The sequence below is a fragment of the Paraburkholderia sp. GAS33 genome (genome assembly GCF_050436645.1).
GTDB lineage: Bacteria > Pseudomonadota > Gammaproteobacteria > Burkholderiales > Burkholderiaceae > Paraburkholderia > Paraburkholderia phenazinium_B.
This window is the reverse complement of sequence record NZ_JBNDMP010000002.1, coordinates 56,706-73,616: the sequence shown is the minus strand read 5'-3', so window position 1 is coordinate 73,616 and position 16,911 is coordinate 56,706. Positions and strand designations below refer to the sequence as shown.

The following is a 16,911-nucleotide window of genomic DNA, read 5'->3' as shown; positions in this document are numbered from 1 at the left end:
AAACTGTGTCGCAAGGGTTCAGCCCGCCGGGCGCAACGCCAGGCGCGGCGCACTTTCAAAGCTGGTAACAGCATACACAGAACAAGGAGAAGCGCATGAAAGTTGCCATCGTTGGCGCGGGTTTGATCGGCCACACCATTGCCCATATGCTGCGTGAAACCGGCGACTACGAAGTCGTCGCGTTCGACCGCGATCAGCAGGCGCTCGACAAGCTCGCCGAGCAGGGTATCCCGACCCGTCGTGTCGATTCGGCCGACGCCGCCGCACTGCGCGCCGCCGTGCAAGGCTTCGACGCGCTGATCAACGCACTGCCGTACTACCTCGCCGTAAACGTTGCCACGGCCGCCAAGGGTGCCGGCGTCCATTACTTCGATCTGACCGAAGACGTGCGCGCCACCACCGCGATCCGCGCGATCGCCGACGAGTCCGACCACGCTTTCATGCCGCAATGCGGCCTCGCCCCTGGTTTTATCGGCATCGCCGCGCATGAACTGGCGAACCGCTTCACGGAAATTCGCGACGTCAAGATGCGCGTCGGTGCGCTGCCGGAATTCCCGACCAATGCGTTGAAGTACAACCTGACGTGGAGCGTGGACGGTCTGATCAACGAGTACTGCCAGCCGTGCGAAGCGATCCGCGACAGCCGCACGCAATGGGTGCAGCCGCTCGAAGGCCTCGAGCACTTCTCGCTCGACGGCACCGAATACGAAGCCTTCAATACGTCCGGCGGTCTCGGTACGTTGTGCGAAACGCTGGCCGGCCGCGTGGAAATGCTCGACTACAAGTCGGTCCGCTATCCGGGTCACCGCGAACTGATGAAGTTCCTGCTCGAAGACCTGCGCCTCGCAAGCGACCGCGACACGCTGAAGTCGATCATGCGCCGTTCGGTGCCGTCTACGGCACAAGACGTCGTGCTGGTCTTCATCACGGTGACAGGCATGCGCAATGGTCAACTGGTCGAAGAAGTGTTCACGCGTAAGATCTTCGCGAAGACGGTCTGCGGCGTGCCGATGAGCGCGATCCAGATCACCACGGCGGGCGCGATGTGCGCAGTGCTTGATCTGTTCCGCGAAAAGAAGCTGCCGCAAAGCGGGTTTGTGCGTCAGGAGCAGGTGTCGCTGCGCGACTTCCTGTCTAACCGCTTCGGTCAACTGTACGAAGGGCAGTCGCTCGACGCAACGGCGACGGTTTGAGGCGAAAGGTCATAGGCCATCCGAGGGCCGTGAGCAGTAGAGGCAGTAGATAGCAAGCTCAGGATGCAAAGGCCGCACAGAAGGCCGGTGAGGGCGCCCCCAGTTCACCTGGGGGCGCTTTCCTTTTTCATTAGTTCCATCTGCGCCTGAATGAGGTGACGTGCGGTGCTATCCGCGCAGAATCCGTTCGATCAGCGCGTCGTAATCCGCTACGCCCGGCGCAGTAGCATCAAACATGAGCAGGCCTACGCAACTCTCGCCACTCGGGATGAAACGGCGTTGCCGGTATTCGTCCCAATGCGCGAGTTTGTAGGCATCGTTCGGATCGCCGCGCTCGAGGATTCGCTGACGCGCGGTCTCTTCCTCCGTGTGCACCCAGACCACGCGAATCTCGACATCCTCCCCAACTCGGAGCCAGGCCCGATCGAACAGTTTGCGCTCGCGAATTTCGCGTGACAGCGGAGCGATCACGAGTGCGCTGATGCCGAGTTCGAGATTGTCCCGCGCGGTGTCGATCAATCCGCGGTATTCCGGGTCGCGCAAATGTTGCAGGAAGAGGGGGCTGTCGCGGTCGTTGGGGTCCTGGGTGAGCAGGCTCATTGCGGCAGAACTATAGACGCCGTATAGCGTGTCTTTGTCCAGCAGGCAGAAGGCGCTGCCAGCCGCGCGCATCAACGGTGCGATCAGGCGTCTGGCAAGTGTCGTCTTGCCGGTGCCCGCATGTCCGCAGATGAAAACCAGATACGCCACTAACGCTTGTCCGTGGTCGAGGTGTCAGTAGGCGCGGCAAGCGGGTCGCCTGGCACTGCGTCGCGGCTGAACGTGCCGTTGGCTTCGAGCCACATTACGTTGATGATCCCAAAGCCCAGCGCCACGCCGATACCGAGAATCCAGCTGAAATACCACATTGCAGTCTCCTTGTTCGAGATCCCGGACGCATGGGGTTCGTGTGGCGTGTGGCGATAAATCACCCGTATGGCACGATCATGAACAAGAAGCGGATGGCGCGCAAGAGGGCGCGAGATCGGCCGTTCGGCCAGGCTGGCGGAATGGCGGCACGTTGTTATGATGAGGAAACAACGGCATCCACCACACGCCACAGCGACAAAAAAAGGGGAGACGCATCATGTCAAAGCACCCGCTGGTCACCTGGCGAGCCACAGGTCTTGCCTTGATGCTTGTGACCTTGCTCGCCGCATGCGCCTCCGAACCTGCCGAGCCCGTGGCCTTCAAACCGGTCCCCGCATCCCGCATCGTCAAATCTGGCTACACCGAGGCCACCCAGGGTCTTGTCGCAGTCGACGTACGGCGCGAGCGCTCGCGCGACCTCGTCGTGCGCTTTCGCGATGCTCTCGTCTACGTGGACGGCGAGCAGGTCACCGACCTGCTGAACGGCGAGCATGTCGTCTTCTATCTGAGCCCCGGCGTCCACAAGATTGCCGTGTCGACCCAGTTCGATCCGGTCGTCGAACTGCGCTTCATCGTGACCGCGGATACCCGCTACACCAACCGCGCCTCGGTCACTTTCGACGCCGACCACCGCATCGAGCTGCGCCGGGTCGCACAATGACCCTACCAATGACCCTACGATAGCTCCACGCCGCGGTGACAACTCGCTTACATGCGTGAGCGCCAAAACGGCTAACATGGCGGCTGCCAATCACCCATTCAGTCGCGCAGGTTTGCCACTTTCCTTGTGAAGCGCCGCGTCGGCGCCGCAGCCTGCCGCTGTTCCCAAGGTAATCGACATCATGCTGATCAATTGCGCGGCCTACCAGGATGGCCGCAAGCTCGCCGATATTCCGATTGAAGACATCAGCGACTATGTCGCGCGGCCCGAATGCTTCGTCTGGGTTGCCCTCAAAGACGCCTCCCCCGACGAACTTGCCGTGATGAAAGAGGAGTTCGGCCTGCACGATCTCGCAATCGAGGATGCCTTGCTGGGTCATCAGCGGCCGAAAATCGAGGAGTACGGCGAGTCGCTCTTCGCCGTCATGCATACGGTGGAGATGGATGACGACCACGAACTGTTGATCGGCGAGGTCGATGTATTCGTGGGATCGAATTACGTGCTGTCGGTGCGCAACCGGACCCGCTTCGGTTTTAGCGACGTCCGCGCGCGTTGCGAGCGCGAACCGGAACTGCTCCGGGAAGGCTCCGGTTTCGTGCTGTACGCGCTGGCCGACGATATTGTCGACCGCTATTTCCCGATTCTCGAGGAACTCGGCGCTGAAATCGAAGAGGTCGAAGACCGGATCTTCGAAAAGAACGACGTCGCCGCGTCGCGCGCGATCATCGCGGATCTGTATTCGCTCAAGCGCCGTCTCGTGAGTCTGCAGCATCATGTGGCGCCGTTGCAGGAAGCGATCAGCAAACTGGCCGGCGGCCGCGTTCCGCAGATATGCTCGGGAATGGAGGCGTACTTTCGCGACATCTACGATCATCTCGAGCGGACCGTGCGGATCGTCGACGGGCGCCGCGAGATGGTCGTGACCGCGATCCAGGTGAATCTCGGCATGATCTCGCTCGCAGAGAGCGAGATCACCAAGCGTCTCGGCTCCTTTGCCGCCCTGTTCGCGGTGCCCACGATGATTGCCGGCATTTACGGCATGAACTTCCAGAGCATCCCGGAGTTGCATTACAAGTACGGTTATCCAATCTGCATCGCCGTGATGTTCACCGTCGACATGTTCCTGTGGTGGCGCTTCCGCAAGGCTGGCTGGCTTTAACGTCGAACGGTGTGCCGGAGCGTGCCGCTAACGCTTGCATCGCATGCAATATCAGTCCAGCATAGACGACCCACCGCCCGCAGAATGTGGACGGTGGGTCAGCAGCACGCGTGGACTGAGCGGGAAACTCATGCGAAACCAGACTCTGAAGACTCCCCCGGATGCGATGCGCGGCGGATGTTTTGTCATTGCGACAGCGACACCGCAACTTTGCGGCGCAATATCACAATTCGTTGACACCATACGGCAACTCCGCTGAAAATGAGCCTCGCAAACGTTTGCGTGTAGCTAAAAACGCGGCTCGTCGCGAGCCCATAAATCCTGGAGATTTGCATGAATCAACGCATTCGCCGCCGCGTCCTGGCGGCCGCTGTCGTTCTGACCGCTTCTGTTGCGTTGCCTTTTTCGTCTGCTCATGCGCAGGCCGCCAGGAAGCCCAAAGTGGCGCTCGTCATGAAATCGCTCGCCAATGAGTTCTTCCTCACCATGGAAAACGGCGCGAAGGACTATCAGAAGCACAATCCTAACGAATTCGATCTGATCACCAACGGGATCAAGAACGAAACGGATACGGCAGCACAGATCCAGATCGTCGAGCAGATGATCGTGTCGAAGGTCGATGCGATCGTGCTGGCGCCGGCCGATTCGAAGGCGCTGGTGCCGGTGGTCAAGAAGGCGGTAGACGCGGGCATCATCGTGGTGAATATCGACAACCGGCTCGACCCGGACGTGCTCAAGTCGAAGGATCTGAATGTGCCGTTCGTCGGTCCCGACAACGCCAAGGGCGCGCAGAAGGTCGGCGACTATCTGGCGCAGAAGCTGAAGTCTGGAGATGAAGTCGGCATCGTCGAAGGCGTTTCGACCACTACCAACGCGCAGCAGCGCACCGCGGGCTTCAAGGCGGCGATGCAGAAGGTGGGCGCGAAGATCGACTCGGTGCAGTCCGGCGAGTGGGAAATCGACAAGGGCAACGCAGTGGCGTCGGCCATGCTCAATGAGTATCCGAACATCAAGGCGCTGCTGTGCGGTAACGACAACATGGCGATCGGCGCGGTCTCGGCCGTGCGCGCGGCCGGCAAGCAGGGCAAGGTGTACGTGGTCGGCTACGACGATATCGATGCCATCAGGCCAATGTTGAAGGACGGCCGTGTGCTTGCCACCGCCGATCAGTACGCGGCCAAGCAGGCCGTGTTCGGCATCGACACCGCGCTCAAGGCCTTGAGCGAGCACAAGAAGCAATCCGAATTGTCCGGGGTGGTTGAGACGCCGGTCGATCTGGTGACGAAGTAAGCCGTCAGCAGGAGCGGCTCAGCAGGCAGTGCGCCGTGGTTCGGCGCGAGTCCGCCGGACAGTTCGGACGCTGGTTTACATCAATTCAATAAACGCTCAAGAAAGCCGCGCCGCCGCCGTTATTCCAGAGATAAGCGTCATGTCGGCGGTCGCGGCGGGTCGGGGAGCGTTGGCGAGTCCAGCGCAGTACCTGCCTTGAGCCGGCATGACACGTGGTTGCCCAACGCGGGCTCCAGCCGGCTGTTGTCGTCTGAAGTCCCGTCAGGCAACCCCGGAACCAGGATCGCGATGGAATTGACTGCCCACGATGCACTGCCCGCCGTACTGTCTGTGACCGGAACCGGCAGGACCTACGCCGAGCCCGTACTCGCCGATGTTGCACTCACACTGCACGCCGGCGAGGCATTGGCGCTTACGGGCGAAAACGGCGCAGACAAGAGCACGTCGTCGACGATCATCGGCGGCCTCGTGCTGCCGGCCACGGGCTCGATGCGCCTCGCCGGCACGCCGTATGCGTCCGCGAAGCGCACTGAAGCCGAAGCTCTAGGCGTGCGCAAGATCGGCGCGCTGTTGCTCAAAGTGGACGGGCTCAGGCGCGGCAAGGCAGCAGGGAGTGTGTCATGACGAATCGACCGGCGCCTCCGGGCGGCAACCAGGGCGGCGCGTCAGGCACGTCGGCAAAGCCTCCCGTGGCCGACGGGTCCGCCCCGCTCGCGAGCGGCAAGCCGGCGGGCACGCGTCTCGGCTTTTCGAATTACCTGGGGCTGGCGGGCGCCTTGCTGGCGATGATCGTGCTGTTTTCGGTGCTCAGTTCGCACTTTCTGACGTACGACACGTTCAGCACGATCGCCAACCAGATTCCGGACCTTGTGGTGATGGCGGTCGGCATGACGTTCGTGCTGATCATCGCCGGCATCGACCTGTCGGTCGGCTCGGTGCTGGCGCTGGGCGCCTCGGTAGTGAGCGTGGTGGCGCTGAAATGGCACTGGCCACCGTTGCCGGCAGCCTTGCTCGGCGTGGCGGCCGCGGCGCTGACCGGTACGTTGACGGGTGCAATAACCGTGGGCTGGCGGATTCCGTCGTTCATCGTTTCGCTGGGTGTGCTCGAAGCGGCACGCGGTGTCGCTTACCAGATGACGAACTCGCGCACCGCCTATATCGGCGACGCCTTCGACGTGCTGTCCAACCCGATCGCGTTCGGCATTTCGCCGGCCTTCCTGATTGCGGTGGCGGTGATGGTGATCGCGCATCTGGTGCTTACGCGCACGGTGTTCGGCCGCTATCTGGTGGGCATCGGTACGAATGAGGAAGCAGTCAGGCTGGCGGGCGTCAATCCGCGCCCTTACAAGGTCATCGTGTTTGCGCTGATGGGCGCGTTGTCGGGACTCACGGCGCTGTTCCAGATTTCCCGGCTCGAAGCCGCCGATCCGAACGCGGGCGACGGCATCGAGCTGCAGGTGATCGCGGCGGTTGTGATTGGCGGTACGAGCCTGATGGGTGGCCGGGGTTCGGTGATCAGCACATTCTTCGGTGTGTTGATCATCTCGGTGCTGGCGGCGGGGCTTGCGCAGATCGGCGCGAACGAGCCGACCAAACGCATCATCACCGGCGCGGTGATCGTCGTGGCGGTTGTGCTGGATACGTATCGGAGCCGGCGCAAGCGTGCCTAGGGTGGTGAGCGCAGCAGGTTGATCGGTTATTGAGGCAAACGCCCGGCGCGGTGCAGGTCGCACGGCCGGCGGGAAAAACAGGCAGGAGAGCAACAGGTTATGGCGACCATCAAGGATGTAGCGGCCGTGGCAGGCGTGTCGTTCACGACGGTTTCACACGTCGTGAACAACTCGCGTCCCGTGTCGGCCGATGTGCGCGCAAAAGTCGAACATGCGATCCGGCAACTCCACTATGTGCCCTCGGCAGTCGCCCGGTCACTGAAGGCGCGCGCCACTGCGACGATCGGTCTGGTGGTGCCCAACAGCACGAATCCCTACTTCGCGGAACTGGCGCGCGGCATCGAAGACGGTTGTTCGCGCAACGGCTACTGCGTGTTCTTCTGCAACTCGGACGACGATCCCGCCAAGCAGCGTAACTATTTGCGGGTGCTGCAGGAAAAACGTATCGATGGACTGATCGTGGCCTCGGCCGGCGACGACGCCGTGCTCGCGCAGGCGCTCGCCGATGCGCGCGAGCCGCTGGTGGTGGTGGACCGCAATATCGAGGGCCTTACCGCGGACCTGGTGCAGATCGACCACGAAAAGGGCGCCTATCTGGCGACGCGCCATCTGCTCGAACTCGGTCATGTGAAGATCGGTTGCATCACCGGCCCGGTTGCCACGGCTGTCAGCGCAATGCGCGTGCACGGTTTCATCCGCGCGATGGCCGAGCGCGGCATCGATATCGCGCCGGGCGCGATTGTCGAAAGCGATTTTTCGGGCACCGGCGGCTATCGCGCGTCGAGCCAGTTGTTCGACACGGTGCAGCCAACCGCGATTTTCGCCGGCAACGACATGATGGGCATCGGCGCCTTGCGCGCCGCCGCGGAGCGCGGCATCAACGTGCCGCACGATTGCTCGATCATCGGTTTCGACGATATCGAGCTGGGCCGCTTCACCTATCCCGCGCTCTCGACGGTGGGACAGTCCGTGCGCGCGCTCGGCGAAATGGCGGCGCAAACGCTGATCGAGCGGATTACTGGCACTGCGGCCGGTGCCGAGGATTCTCCGGCGCGTCGGAGGGTGTTGGCGCCGCGGTTGATCTTGCGCGAATCGACCGCGGCCTGGGAAGGCGCTGGCGCCGGTGCGGGACGTGACGGTGTGACGGCCTGATGGTTCAGGCCGCGCCGTCGGCCGTCTCTGACATTTTGTAATTCATACAAATCCATCCCGCCAAATTCTTCAGACCATATAAATATTTTAAGTCTGCGGCCCAGGTGCCGTAAACGGAGAGTAGAGCGCCGTTTCCAGAAGGCGCCGGACAGGCGAAGGCGGAATACATGGAGCCGCCGACGCCCCCTCATCTTCGTTACGTCACAGGGAACAGGCATGTTGAACAAGGGCATCACCATCAAGGCGCGTATCGGCCTGACGATGGCATTTCTGGCCGCATTGCTGGTGATCATCGGCGTCCTTGGTCTGACAGGCATGAGCCGCGCCAACGACGCCGATCACGAAACTTTCGCTAACCAGATGCCGAGCGCAGTCGATATCGGCAACGCCGAACTTTATGCGGCGCGCGAACGGCTGGCGCTCGACCGTGCCGCCTTCCTGTTCGGAACGCCAGAAGTGGCGGCCACGATAGCGCGGGCGCGGGAGATGCGCACCACGTCCGACGCCTGGTGGAAAAAATATTCCGATCTGCCGCGCGGTGCGGAAGAAGACCGTGAGGCGCAGGAAGTCTCGGCGAAGCGCGAAACGCTGCATCAGTCAATGGACTCGTTTGCCGCGATCGTGGCGGGGACCGACCAGTCGAAGGTCGTGGCTGGCGCGAAGGACCTGCAAGTCAAATACAACCAGCTTGCCGTCGCCGACGATGCTTTGCGCAAGCTGCAGTTCACCCAGGCCCAGCAAGGCTTCGACGCCGCCCAGAGCACCTTTGTCATGTTTCGCATCGTCAGCATCGGCGCGGTGATCGCCGGTCTGCTGGCGGCGCTATTTTCGTATCTGACGTTGAGCCGGGCGATCGGCCGGCCGCTTGCCGAGGCACTCGGTCATTTTGACGCGATCGCTGCAGGCGACCTGCGCCGTCCGGTGGTCGTGGCGTCGCGCGATGAAATGGGCCAACTGCTCGAAGGCGTCGCGCGGATGCAGCGCAGCCTTACCGAGACGGTCCGCTCGGTGCGCGGCGGCAGCGAGTCGATCGCGACGGCCACGCGCCAGATCGCCGCGGGCAACCTCGATCTGTCCTCGCGCACGGAGGAACAGGCCTCGGCGCTGCAGGAAACCGCATCGAGCATGGATCAGCTCACCAGCACGGTGAAGCAGAACGCCGATAACGCCCGCCAGGCGAGTTCGCTGGCGGCGAACGCCTCGGAGATCGCCAACAAGGGCAGTGCGGTGGTCGGGCAGGTGGTCGGGACGATGGGCGACATCAACCAGAGCTCGAACAAGATCGCCGACATTATTTCCATCATCGAGGGTATTGCCTTCCAGACCAACATTCTGGCGCTCAACGCCGCGGTCGAAGCCGCCCGTGCCGGCGAGCAGGGGCGTGGCTTTGCGGTGGTGGCGGGCGAGGTGCGCAATCTGGCGCAGCGCTCGTCGGCGGCCGCGAAGGAAATCAAGGAACTGATCGACAACTCCGTGGAGCGCGTGCGTTCGGGCTCGGCGCTGGTCGATCAGGCCGGCCGCACGATGACCGAGATCATTGGCGCAGTGCAGCGCGTCACGGACATTATGGGCGAAATTGCGGCTGCTTCCGAAGAACAGAGCAGCGGTATCGAGCAGGTTGCGCGCGCCGTCACGCAAATGGACGAAGTGACGCAGCAGAACGCGGCGCTGGTGGAGGAGGCGGCTGCGGCGGCTCAATCGCTCGAAGATCAGGCCGGCAAGCTGCGTACGGCCGTCGCTGTGTTCCAGGTTGAAGAGAGCGGTTTCAAGGCGCCAGCAGTCCAGCCGGCGCCGCGCCGGGCCGTGCCGAAGCCGGTGGTAGTCCGGAAGGCGGTTGCAGGCGGCCGGGCACATGCGTCCGTGGCTGCGCCGGCCCCGGCGATGGCCTCGAGCTCCCCAAAGGCGGCCGTGGCTCTGGCGGCACCCGCGCCTGCGGTTACCTCAACCCCGGCGGCAGCGCGAGCACCGGCTGCAGCCAGAGCGCCTGCGCTGGCTGCAGCAGCCGGTAGCGACAAGGACTGGGAAACGTTCTAAGGGGCAAAGGCCCAGCAAATGGACAGTAAGAGCACGGTTGTGTGCGCAACCGTGCTCTTTTTTCATTGTCAGCGTACTAAGCGACCCGGTTCGACTTGTGTTCCGGTACATTGACGGGCGCGACTGCCTATTCCATTCAATGCGCCAGCCAGAAAGGACCGACATGACGCCACACGACCTCGCGCAACGCCTCGTTCAGGCGCGCAGGCAGCACCGCCTGATCGATGCCCCGCCGCCGGACAGCCTGCCGCCTGACGCGGCCACAGCCTATGCGATCCAGCAGGCTGTGATCGCCGGCCTGGGGCAATCCACCGGCGCCTGGAAAATCGGGGCGAAGGCACCGGGCGGAGCGGCGTCGGGTGCTCCGATTCCCGCCTCGCTCGTGCTCGAGTCGCCCGCCCGCATCGCCCACAGTGGTTTTTTCCGCGTGTTACTGGAACTGGAGATCGCTTTTCGCTTCAGCGAGTCCATCGCGCCGCGCCGCGAGGCCTACGCGCGCGACGAGGTGCTTGCGCGGGTCGGCGCAGTGCTGCCGGCCATCGAAATCGTCGATAGCCGCTTTAGCGAGTGGCCGGATATTGCCCCGCTCGCGCAACTGGCCGATGGGCAAAACAATGGCGCGCTCGTGACAGGACATCCCGTGGCGTATCCGGGCTTCGCGCGCACCTTCGATTTCGTCTCGCCCGAGCTGGAACTGACCTTCGACGGCAAGTCGCTGGTGCCGGAAGCGTCCGGCAATCCGGTCGGCGATCCGCGCGAATTGCTGGTGTGGTTCGTCAACCATTGCGCCGCTACGGGCGTCACGATCGAACCGGAATGGACCATTACGACCGGCTCCTATGTCGGCGCCCATCGCGTCGAGCGTGCCGGCCTCGTGCATGGCCACCTGGACGGGCTCGGCGAGGTCGAGATCGAACTGACCTGACGCGTATCGCATCGTTCATTGGCCACCTCGTGGCCGATCCTGTCACATTCCGTGCCGTGCCGGCGCCACCCCAGGGCGCATCCAGGCACTCCCCATCCCCGTATACACCTATGCAAGTGGCAACACGCGCCGCCGACATCCAGTTATGTCAGCGGCCGACCATGTAGCCGATGTGGATATTGCATGTGGTCGTCGAGGGCTGCACACACAGGTGCAATTCGTTGTGAACGAAAACCGTACCGCGGTGACGAATGGTTGACGTGCTGCATGTAACAGCAATCCGTGCGGCACATTGGCGAGGCAAACTATGTAACACAGCGTGAATCATGTGCACGGAAACGCTGCACGGCGCGTTGTGGGGAAAAGTGACCAGATAGCGGGTAGCGCAACGGCAGCAGGAACGCAGACAGATGCAAAGTTTCACACATGCATCACGATGAAATTTGTACGCGTAGACTGCAGCAGGTTCGATGCTTTAGTGTTGCGCTGGTGTGTTGGCGGTGTAACGCAGATGTAGTGACGAAGTGCAGGACGCAATGCGCAACATGGCAGTGGAGATGTCTGCAATCCTGGTGGGTGTGGCGGAAGCAGTGGTCGATGCCGTGACCGAAGCGTGGTCGAAGATTGTAGGTGACCGAATCTGCGTTTCCAAGTGAGGATTGTAGGGAGGGCAACACGGCACGATTTTCATCACGTAGTCCGTGAAAAAAAATTTAAAAGGGTTTAGGATGAATTCGAGCGATGTCGTTTCCGATTAGCGCGCCGCGCACGACATCGGTCTAGACTTTGGCGAGGAGGTAGCATGGATATCTACAGCAGTTTCGCGACCCGCTTCGAGAAAACGCGAGAAGATGAGCTCTCGCTCGAGGAGTATCTCGCGCTCTGCAAAGACAATCCCGCCGCGTACGCTACAGCTGGCGAACGCATGTTGACGGCAATCGGAGAACCCGAACAGATCGACACTCGCAACGATCCGCGCACGTCGCGTATCTTCGCGAACAAGGTCATCAAGGTATACCCCGCATTCCGTGAGTTCTACGGAATGGAAGACGTGATCGAGCAGGTGGTTGCGTACTTCCGGCACTCGGCCCAGGGGCTCGAAGAAAAGAAGCAGATTCTTTATTTGCTTGGCCCGGTTGGCGGCGGCAAGTCGTCGATCGCGGAACGTCTGAAACAACTCATGGAGCGCGTGCCGTTCTATGCAATCAAGGGCTCGCCTGTCAACGAGTCGCCGCTAGGTCTGTTCGACTACGATGAAGACGGTCCGATCCTTGAAGAGCAATACGGTATTCCACGCCGCTATCTGAAGAGCATTCTCAGCCCATGGGCTGTCAAACGGCTGCATGAATATAACGGCGACATCCGCAAGTTCCGCGTCGTGCGCCGTTACCCCTCGATCCTGCGGCAGATCGGTATCGCCAAGACCGAGCCGGGTGACGAAAACAATCAGGATATTTCGTCGCTGGTGGGTAAGGTCGACATCCGCAAGCTCGAGCAATACGCCCAGGACGACGCCGATGCGTACAGCTACTCCGGTGGCCTGTGCCTCGCGAATCAGGGCCTGCTCGAATTCGTGGAAATGTTCAAGGCGCCAATCAAGGTCTTGCACCCGTTGCTGACTGCCACCCAGGAAGGCAACTTCAAGGGCACGGAAGGTTTCGGCGCCATCCCGTTCGACGGTGTGATCCTTGCTCACTCGAACGAGTCGGAATGGAAGGCGTTCCGCAATAACCGCAACAATGAGGCCTTGCTCGACCGGATTTTCGTCGTAAAGGTACCGTATTGCTTGCGCTATGGCGAAGAGATCAAGATCTACGAGAAGCTGATCCGCAACTCGTCGCTCTCGAGCGCGGTGTGCGCGCCCGGCACCCTGAAGATGATGGCGCAGATGTCGGTATTGACGCGCCTGCACGAGCCGGAGAATTCCAGCCTCTTCTCGAAGATGCAGGTCTACGACGGCGAGAATCTCAAGGACACCGATCCGAAGGCCAAGTCGTATCAGGAGTATCGCGACTTCGCCGGCGTGGACGAAGGCATGACGGGTGTGTCGACGCGCTTCGCGTTCAAGATTCTTTCGCGCGTGTTCAACTTCGACACCACTGAAGTCGCAGCGAATCCGGTGCATCTGATGTATGTGCTCGAACAGCAGATCGAGCGCGAGCAGTTCCCACCGGAAACCGAGCAGAAGTACCTGTCCTTCATCAAGGACGTATTGGCCTCGCGCTACGCAGAGTTCATCGGCAAGGAGATTCAGACCGCTTATCTGGAATCGTATTCGGAGTACGGGCAGAACATTTTCGATCGCTATGTGACGTATGCGGACTTCTGGATCCAGGACCAGGAGTTCCGCGATCACGACACCGGCGAGAGTTTCGACCGTGCCTCGCTGAATGCGGAACTGGAGAAGATCGAGAAGCCTGCAGGGATTAGCAATCCGAAGGACTTCCGCAACGAGATCGTCAACTTCGTGCTGCGCGCGCGTGCTGCGAACGCAGGCAAGAATCCGGCGTGGATCAGCTATGAGAAGCTGCGCGTCGTGATCGAGAAGAAGATGTTCTCGAATACGGAGGAACTGTTGCCGGTGATTTCGTTCAATGCAAAAGGATCGGCAGAGGAACAGCGCAAGCACGAAGACTTCGTCAACCGGATGGTCGCAAAGGGCTATACGCCCAAGCAGGTGCGGCTGTTGTGTGACTGGTATCTGCGCGTGCGCAAGTCATCGTGATCTGCTCATGAAACTTGGCACGTGCCGCCCGCGCAGGGAGACTGCGCGGGCACCTTGCGAGGCGCAGGTTGCATGGACATAACGTTGCTACGCAACGTGCGTCTCGCGCACCCGAAATGAAATAGCGGGAGACCGGATGTGCTTCATCAAATCATCGACCGCAGGTTAGCTGGCAAGAACAAGAGTATTGCAAACCGCGAGCGCTTCTTGCGCCGCGTCAAAGGCTATATCCGTCGTGCCGTCTCGGAAGCGGTGCGCGACCGCAGTATCAAGGATATCCAGAACACCCAGAGCATCACGATTCCACGCAAGGACATTGCCGAACCGTCGTTCCGGCATGGCCCCGGCGGCAAGCGTGAAATGGTGCATCCAGGTAACGCCGACTATATCCGTGGCGACAAGATTCCACGTCCCCAGGGTGGTGGCGGCGGTGGCGGCGGCAATCAGGCCAGCAACGAAGGCGATGGTCAGGACGACTTCGTGTTCGAACTGAGCCGCGAAGAATTCATGCAGTACTTCTTCGACGATCTCGAACTGCCGCGTCTCGTCAAGACCCATCTGCTGGCGGTCCCTACCTGGAAGAGCATTCGCGCAGGCTGGGCGGCGGAAGGCACGCCTAACAACATCGACGTGGTCCGTTCGCTGCGCAGCGCGCTCGGCCGGCGCATCGCGCTGGGCGCACCGCTCGTCAACGAATTGCACGAGATGGAGCGGCAACTCGAAGAGATGAAGGCCGACCCCGAAGATCGCCGCGACGACATCAAGGCGCTCGAAGAGGAAATCCATCATCTGCGTGGACGCATCTGGCGCATCCCCTTTATCGACCCGTTCGATCTGCGTTACGTGAACCGCGTGAAGCAGCCGCAACCGTCGAGTCAGGCGGTGATGTTCTGCCTGATGGATGTGTCCGGTTCAATGGACGAGCAGCGCAAGGATCTTGCGAAGCGCTTCTTCATCCTGCTGTACCTGTTTCTCAAGCGCAATTACGAACGCATCGAAGTGGTGTTCATTCGCCACCACACGCGTGCCGAAGAGGTCGATGAAGATACGTTCTTCCACTCGACGGAAAGCGGTGGCACGGTGGTATCGAGCGCGCTCGAGCTGATGAAGAAGGTCCAGGAGGAGCGTTATTCGCCTACTGAATGGAACATTTACGGCGCGCAGGCGTCCGACGGCGACAACTGGACCGACGATTCGCCCAAGTGTCGTAAGATCCTTTCAGATGACATTCTCGAGAAGGTGCGCTATTTTGCGTATATTCAGGTAACGCCCGAAGAGCAGAACCTGTGGCTCGAATATGCGCAACTCGCGCTGTCGCAGCCGCATATGGCGATGAAGAAGGTCGAAACGGCCGCCGACATCTACCCTGTTTTCCGGGAGTTGTTTGAAAAGCAGGTGGCGTCTTCATGAGCACCAAACATCTGCGGAATGAGGCGCCCGGCGATCCGCCGGCGCGCAAAAAAGGCGTGCCGAAGCAGAAGTCCGGGCATGCCGATGCCACAGTGGCCGAAACGCAGGCTGCTGATGCGGGAGCGGGTCTGGACAACGCTGTAACTGCACGGGGACACACCGGAACGCCCTCAGAGGGGCAAAGGGAAGTCCGTATGAACGTAGCCGATAGACGGCCTCTGCCGTGCCCGTCCGACTGGACCTTCGAACTGATCGAGGAATACGACACCCATATTGCCCGTGTTGCAGAGCAATATGAGCTGGACGTGTACCCGATCCAGCTCGAACTCATCAGCGCTGAACAGATGATGGATGCGTACGCATCCGTCGGCATGCCGGTGAACTACCGGCACTGGTCGTTCGGCAAACACTTCTTGTCCACCGAAAAAAGCTACCGTCGCGGACAGATGGGGCTGGCTTACGAAATCGTCATCAATTCAAACCCCTGCATCGCGTATCTGATGGAAGAGAACACGATGACGATGCAGGCTCTCGTCATCGCGCACGCGGCCTACGGACATAACTCGTTCTTCAAGGGCAACTATCTGTTCAAGCTGTGGACAGATGCGCACGCGATCATCGATTACCTCGTTTACGCGAAGAATTACATTGCGGAATGCGAGGAGCGGTTCGGCATGGACCGGGTGGAGGAACTGCTCGACTCCTGCCATGCGCTGCAAAATTACGGCGTGGACCGGTATAAGCGGCCGCAAAAGCTGTCGTTGCAGAAGGAATCGGCGGCGCGGCGCGAACGCGAAGCGTATCTGCAGTCGCAGGTAAACGAGCTGTGGCGCACGCTGCCGAACAGGCAGACGCCGGAGCCGGAGGAAACCGACGACCGCTATCCGCCCGAGCCGCAGGAAAATCTGCTGTATTTCGCGGAGAAAAATGCACCGTTACTCGAGCCGTGGGAGCGCGAGGTCATTCGCATCGTGCGCAAGATCGGCCAGTATTTCTACCCGCAGCGCCAGACTCAGGTAATGAACGAAGGCTGGGCGACGTTCTGGCATTACACGCTGCTCAACACGCTGTACAACCAGGGCAAGCTGGAAGACGGCTTCATGATGGAGTTCCTCCATTCGCACAGCAACGTCGTCTATCAGCCGCCGGTCACGAAGCCGTATTACAGCGGCATTAATCCGTATGCGCTGGGCTTTTCGATGATGAGCGATATTCGCCGCATCTGCGAAAACCCGACCGAAGAGGATCGGCGCTGGTTCCCGGAACTGGCCGGAAGCCCCTGGCTGCCGGCGCTGCACTACGCGATGCGTAACTTCAAGGACGAGAGCTTTGTGGCGCAGTATCTGTCACCGCATCTGATCCGCGAAATGCGGCTCTTCTCTGTGCTGGACGACGATATGCGCGATGCGCTGGAAGTTTCGGCGATCCACGATGACAGCGGCTATCAGTATGTGCGCCAGGCGCTGTCGCGACAGTACGATATGCATCACCGCGAGCCGAATATTCAGGTCTGGTCGGTCAATACACGCGGCGACCGCAGTCTCACGTTGCGGCATTTCATGAGCGACAACCGGCATCTGTCTGGCGACAGTGATGAGGTGCTCAAGCATATGGCGCGGCTGTGGCAGTTCGACGTGTATCTGGAAAGCGTCGACGAAAACGGTACGGTGAGGAAACGCTATGAGTGCCGGTATGTGCCGCCGGCAGTCAGGCTCTGATTGTCGCGGACGCTTCGCCGATGCGAGCGTTGTTCAAAAGCCAGCCTTCGGGCTGGCTTTTTATT

At 61.0% G+C, this 16,911-nt stretch carries 13 protein-coding genes and 1 pseudogene; 12 read left to right on the top strand and 2 right to left on the bottom strand.

What is annotated here, in order from left to right:
- The first annotated feature begins 95 nt into the window (after nt 1-95).
- Nucleotides 96-1,193 (top strand): saccharopine dehydrogenase family protein, encoded by a 1,098-nt coding sequence (locus P3T24_RS06725; protein WP_074264415.1) that lies wholly within the window; start codon nt 96-98, stop codon nt 1,191-1,193.
- 168 nt (nt 1,194-1,361) lie between these two features.
- On the opposite strand, the gene P3T24_RS06720 is transcribed toward P3T24_RS06725, so the two are convergent.
- Both P3T24_RS06720 and cydX read right to left on the bottom strand, forming a co-directional pair.
- Nucleotides 1,362-1,943: an AAA family ATPase gene (locus tag P3T24_RS06720; protein WP_429433331.1), complete on the bottom strand. Its 582-nt coding sequence runs from the start codon at nt 1,941-1,943 to the stop codon at nt 1,362-1,364.
- Complete coding sequence (gene cydX, locus P3T24_RS06715; protein WP_429433329.1) at nt 1,943-2,101, bottom strand: cytochrome bd-I oxidase subunit CydX; 159 nt, start codon at nt 2,099-2,101, stop codon at nt 1,943-1,945. Before cydX ends, P3T24_RS06720 begins: the two co-directional genes overlap by 1 nt.
- Nucleotides 2,102-2,319: 218 nt before the next feature.
- Here cydX and P3T24_RS06710 point away from each other — a divergent pair, with 218 nt between their 5' ends.
- The 11 genes and pseudogenes from P3T24_RS06710 to P3T24_RS06660 all read left to right on the top strand — a co-directional run bounded on the left by P3T24_RS06710 (nt 2,320) and on the right by P3T24_RS06660 (nt 16,846).
- Complete coding sequence (locus tag P3T24_RS06710) at nt 2,320-2,763, top strand: hypothetical protein (protein ID WP_429433328.1); 444 nt, start codon at nt 2,320-2,322, stop codon at nt 2,761-2,763.
- Nucleotides 2,764-2,944: 181 nt separating this feature from the next.
- Nucleotides 2,945-3,922 (top strand): magnesium/cobalt transporter CorA, encoded by a 978-nt coding sequence (gene corA / locus P3T24_RS06705; RefSeq protein WP_074264419.1) that lies wholly within the window; start codon nt 2,945-2,947, stop codon nt 3,920-3,922.
- A 333-nt stretch (nt 3,923-4,255) separates the two neighbouring features.
- Nucleotides 4,256-5,212, top strand: coding sequence for a sugar ABC transporter substrate-binding protein (locus P3T24_RS06700; RefSeq protein ID WP_429433326.1), 957 nt, complete (start codon nt 4,256-4,258; stop codon nt 5,210-5,212).
- A gap of 288 nt (nt 5,213-5,500) precedes the next feature.
- Nucleotides 5,501-5,773: pseudogene (locus P3T24_RS06695) on the top strand (ATP-binding cassette domain-containing protein); the annotation flags it as partial.
- 59 nt (nt 5,774-5,832) lie between these two features.
- Nucleotides 5,833-6,882, top strand: a complete 1,050-nt coding sequence (locus tag P3T24_RS06690) for an ABC transporter permease (RefSeq protein ID WP_429433324.1) — start codon at nt 5,833-5,835, stop codon at nt 6,880-6,882.
- Nucleotides 6,883-6,981: 99 nt separating this feature from the next.
- The gene (locus P3T24_RS06685; protein ID WP_074264422.1) at nt 6,982-8,034 is read left to right on the top strand and encodes a LacI family DNA-binding transcriptional regulator; all 1,053 of its coding nucleotides are present in this window, start codon (nt 6,982-6,984) and stop codon (nt 8,032-8,034) included.
- Between the two features lie 216 nt (nt 8,035-8,250).
- Nucleotides 8,251-10,068, top strand: a complete 1,818-nt coding sequence (locus tag P3T24_RS06680) for a methyl-accepting chemotaxis protein (RefSeq protein ID WP_429433322.1) — start codon at nt 8,251-8,253, stop codon at nt 10,066-10,068.
- A gap of 163 nt (nt 10,069-10,231) precedes the next feature.
- Nucleotides 10,232-10,993, top strand: a complete 762-nt coding sequence (locus tag P3T24_RS06675; RefSeq protein WP_074264423.1) for a 2-keto-4-pentenoate hydratase — start codon at nt 10,232-10,234, stop codon at nt 10,991-10,993.
- A gap of 802 nt (nt 10,994-11,795) precedes the next feature.
- Complete coding sequence (locus P3T24_RS06670; RefSeq protein ID WP_074264424.1) at nt 11,796-13,718, top strand: PrkA family serine protein kinase; 1,923 nt, start codon at nt 11,796-11,798, stop codon at nt 13,716-13,718.
- Nucleotides 13,719-13,856: 138 nt separating this feature from the next.
- Nucleotides 13,857-15,128, top strand: coding sequence for a YeaH/YhbH family protein (locus tag P3T24_RS06665; protein ID WP_074264425.1), 1,272 nt, complete (start codon nt 13,857-13,859; stop codon nt 15,126-15,128).
- Nucleotides 15,125-16,846: a SpoVR family protein gene (locus P3T24_RS06660; RefSeq protein ID WP_074264426.1), complete on the top strand. Its 1,722-nt coding sequence runs from the start codon at nt 15,125-15,127 to the stop codon at nt 16,844-16,846. Before P3T24_RS06665 ends, P3T24_RS06660 begins: the two co-directional genes overlap by 4 nt.
- Nucleotides 16,847-16,911: the final 65 nt, after the last annotated feature.

Excerpts from the sequence above, each read along its gene's own strand:
- P3T24_RS06725 (WP_074264415.1), top strand. The coding sequence starts at position 96 with ATGAAAGTTGCCATCGTTGGCGCGGGTTTGATCGGCCACACCATTGCC.
- cydX (WP_429433329.1), bottom strand. The coding sequence starts at position 2,101 with ATGTGGTATTTCAGCTGGATTCTCGGTATCGGCGTGGCGCTGGGCTTT.
- P3T24_RS06710 (WP_429433328.1), top strand. The coding sequence starts at position 2,320 with ATGTCAAAGCACCCGCTGGTCACCTGGCGAGCCACAGGTCTTGCCTTG.
- corA (WP_074264419.1), top strand. The coding sequence starts at position 2,945 with ATGCTGATCAATTGCGCGGCCTACCAGGATGGCCGCAAGCTCGCCGAT.
- P3T24_RS06700 (WP_429433326.1), top strand. The coding sequence starts at position 4,256 with ATGAATCAACGCATTCGCCGCCGCGTCCTGGCGGCCGCTGTCGTTCTG.
- P3T24_RS06690 (WP_429433324.1), top strand. The coding sequence starts at position 5,833 with ATGACGAATCGACCGGCGCCTCCGGGCGGCAACCAGGGCGGCGCGTCA.
- P3T24_RS06685 (WP_074264422.1), top strand. The coding sequence starts at position 6,982 with ATGGCGACCATCAAGGATGTAGCGGCCGTGGCAGGCGTGTCGTTCACG.
- P3T24_RS06680 (WP_429433322.1), top strand. The coding sequence starts at position 8,251 with ATGTTGAACAAGGGCATCACCATCAAGGCGCGTATCGGCCTGACGATG.
- P3T24_RS06675 (WP_074264423.1), top strand. The coding sequence starts at position 10,232 with ATGACGCCACACGACCTCGCGCAACGCCTCGTTCAGGCGCGCAGGCAG.
- P3T24_RS06670 (WP_074264424.1), top strand. The coding sequence starts at position 11,796 with ATGGATATCTACAGCAGTTTCGCGACCCGCTTCGAGAAAACGCGAGAA.
- P3T24_RS06660 (WP_074264426.1), top strand. The coding sequence starts at position 15,125 with ATGAGCACCAAACATCTGCGGAATGAGGCGCCCGGCGATCCGCCGGCG.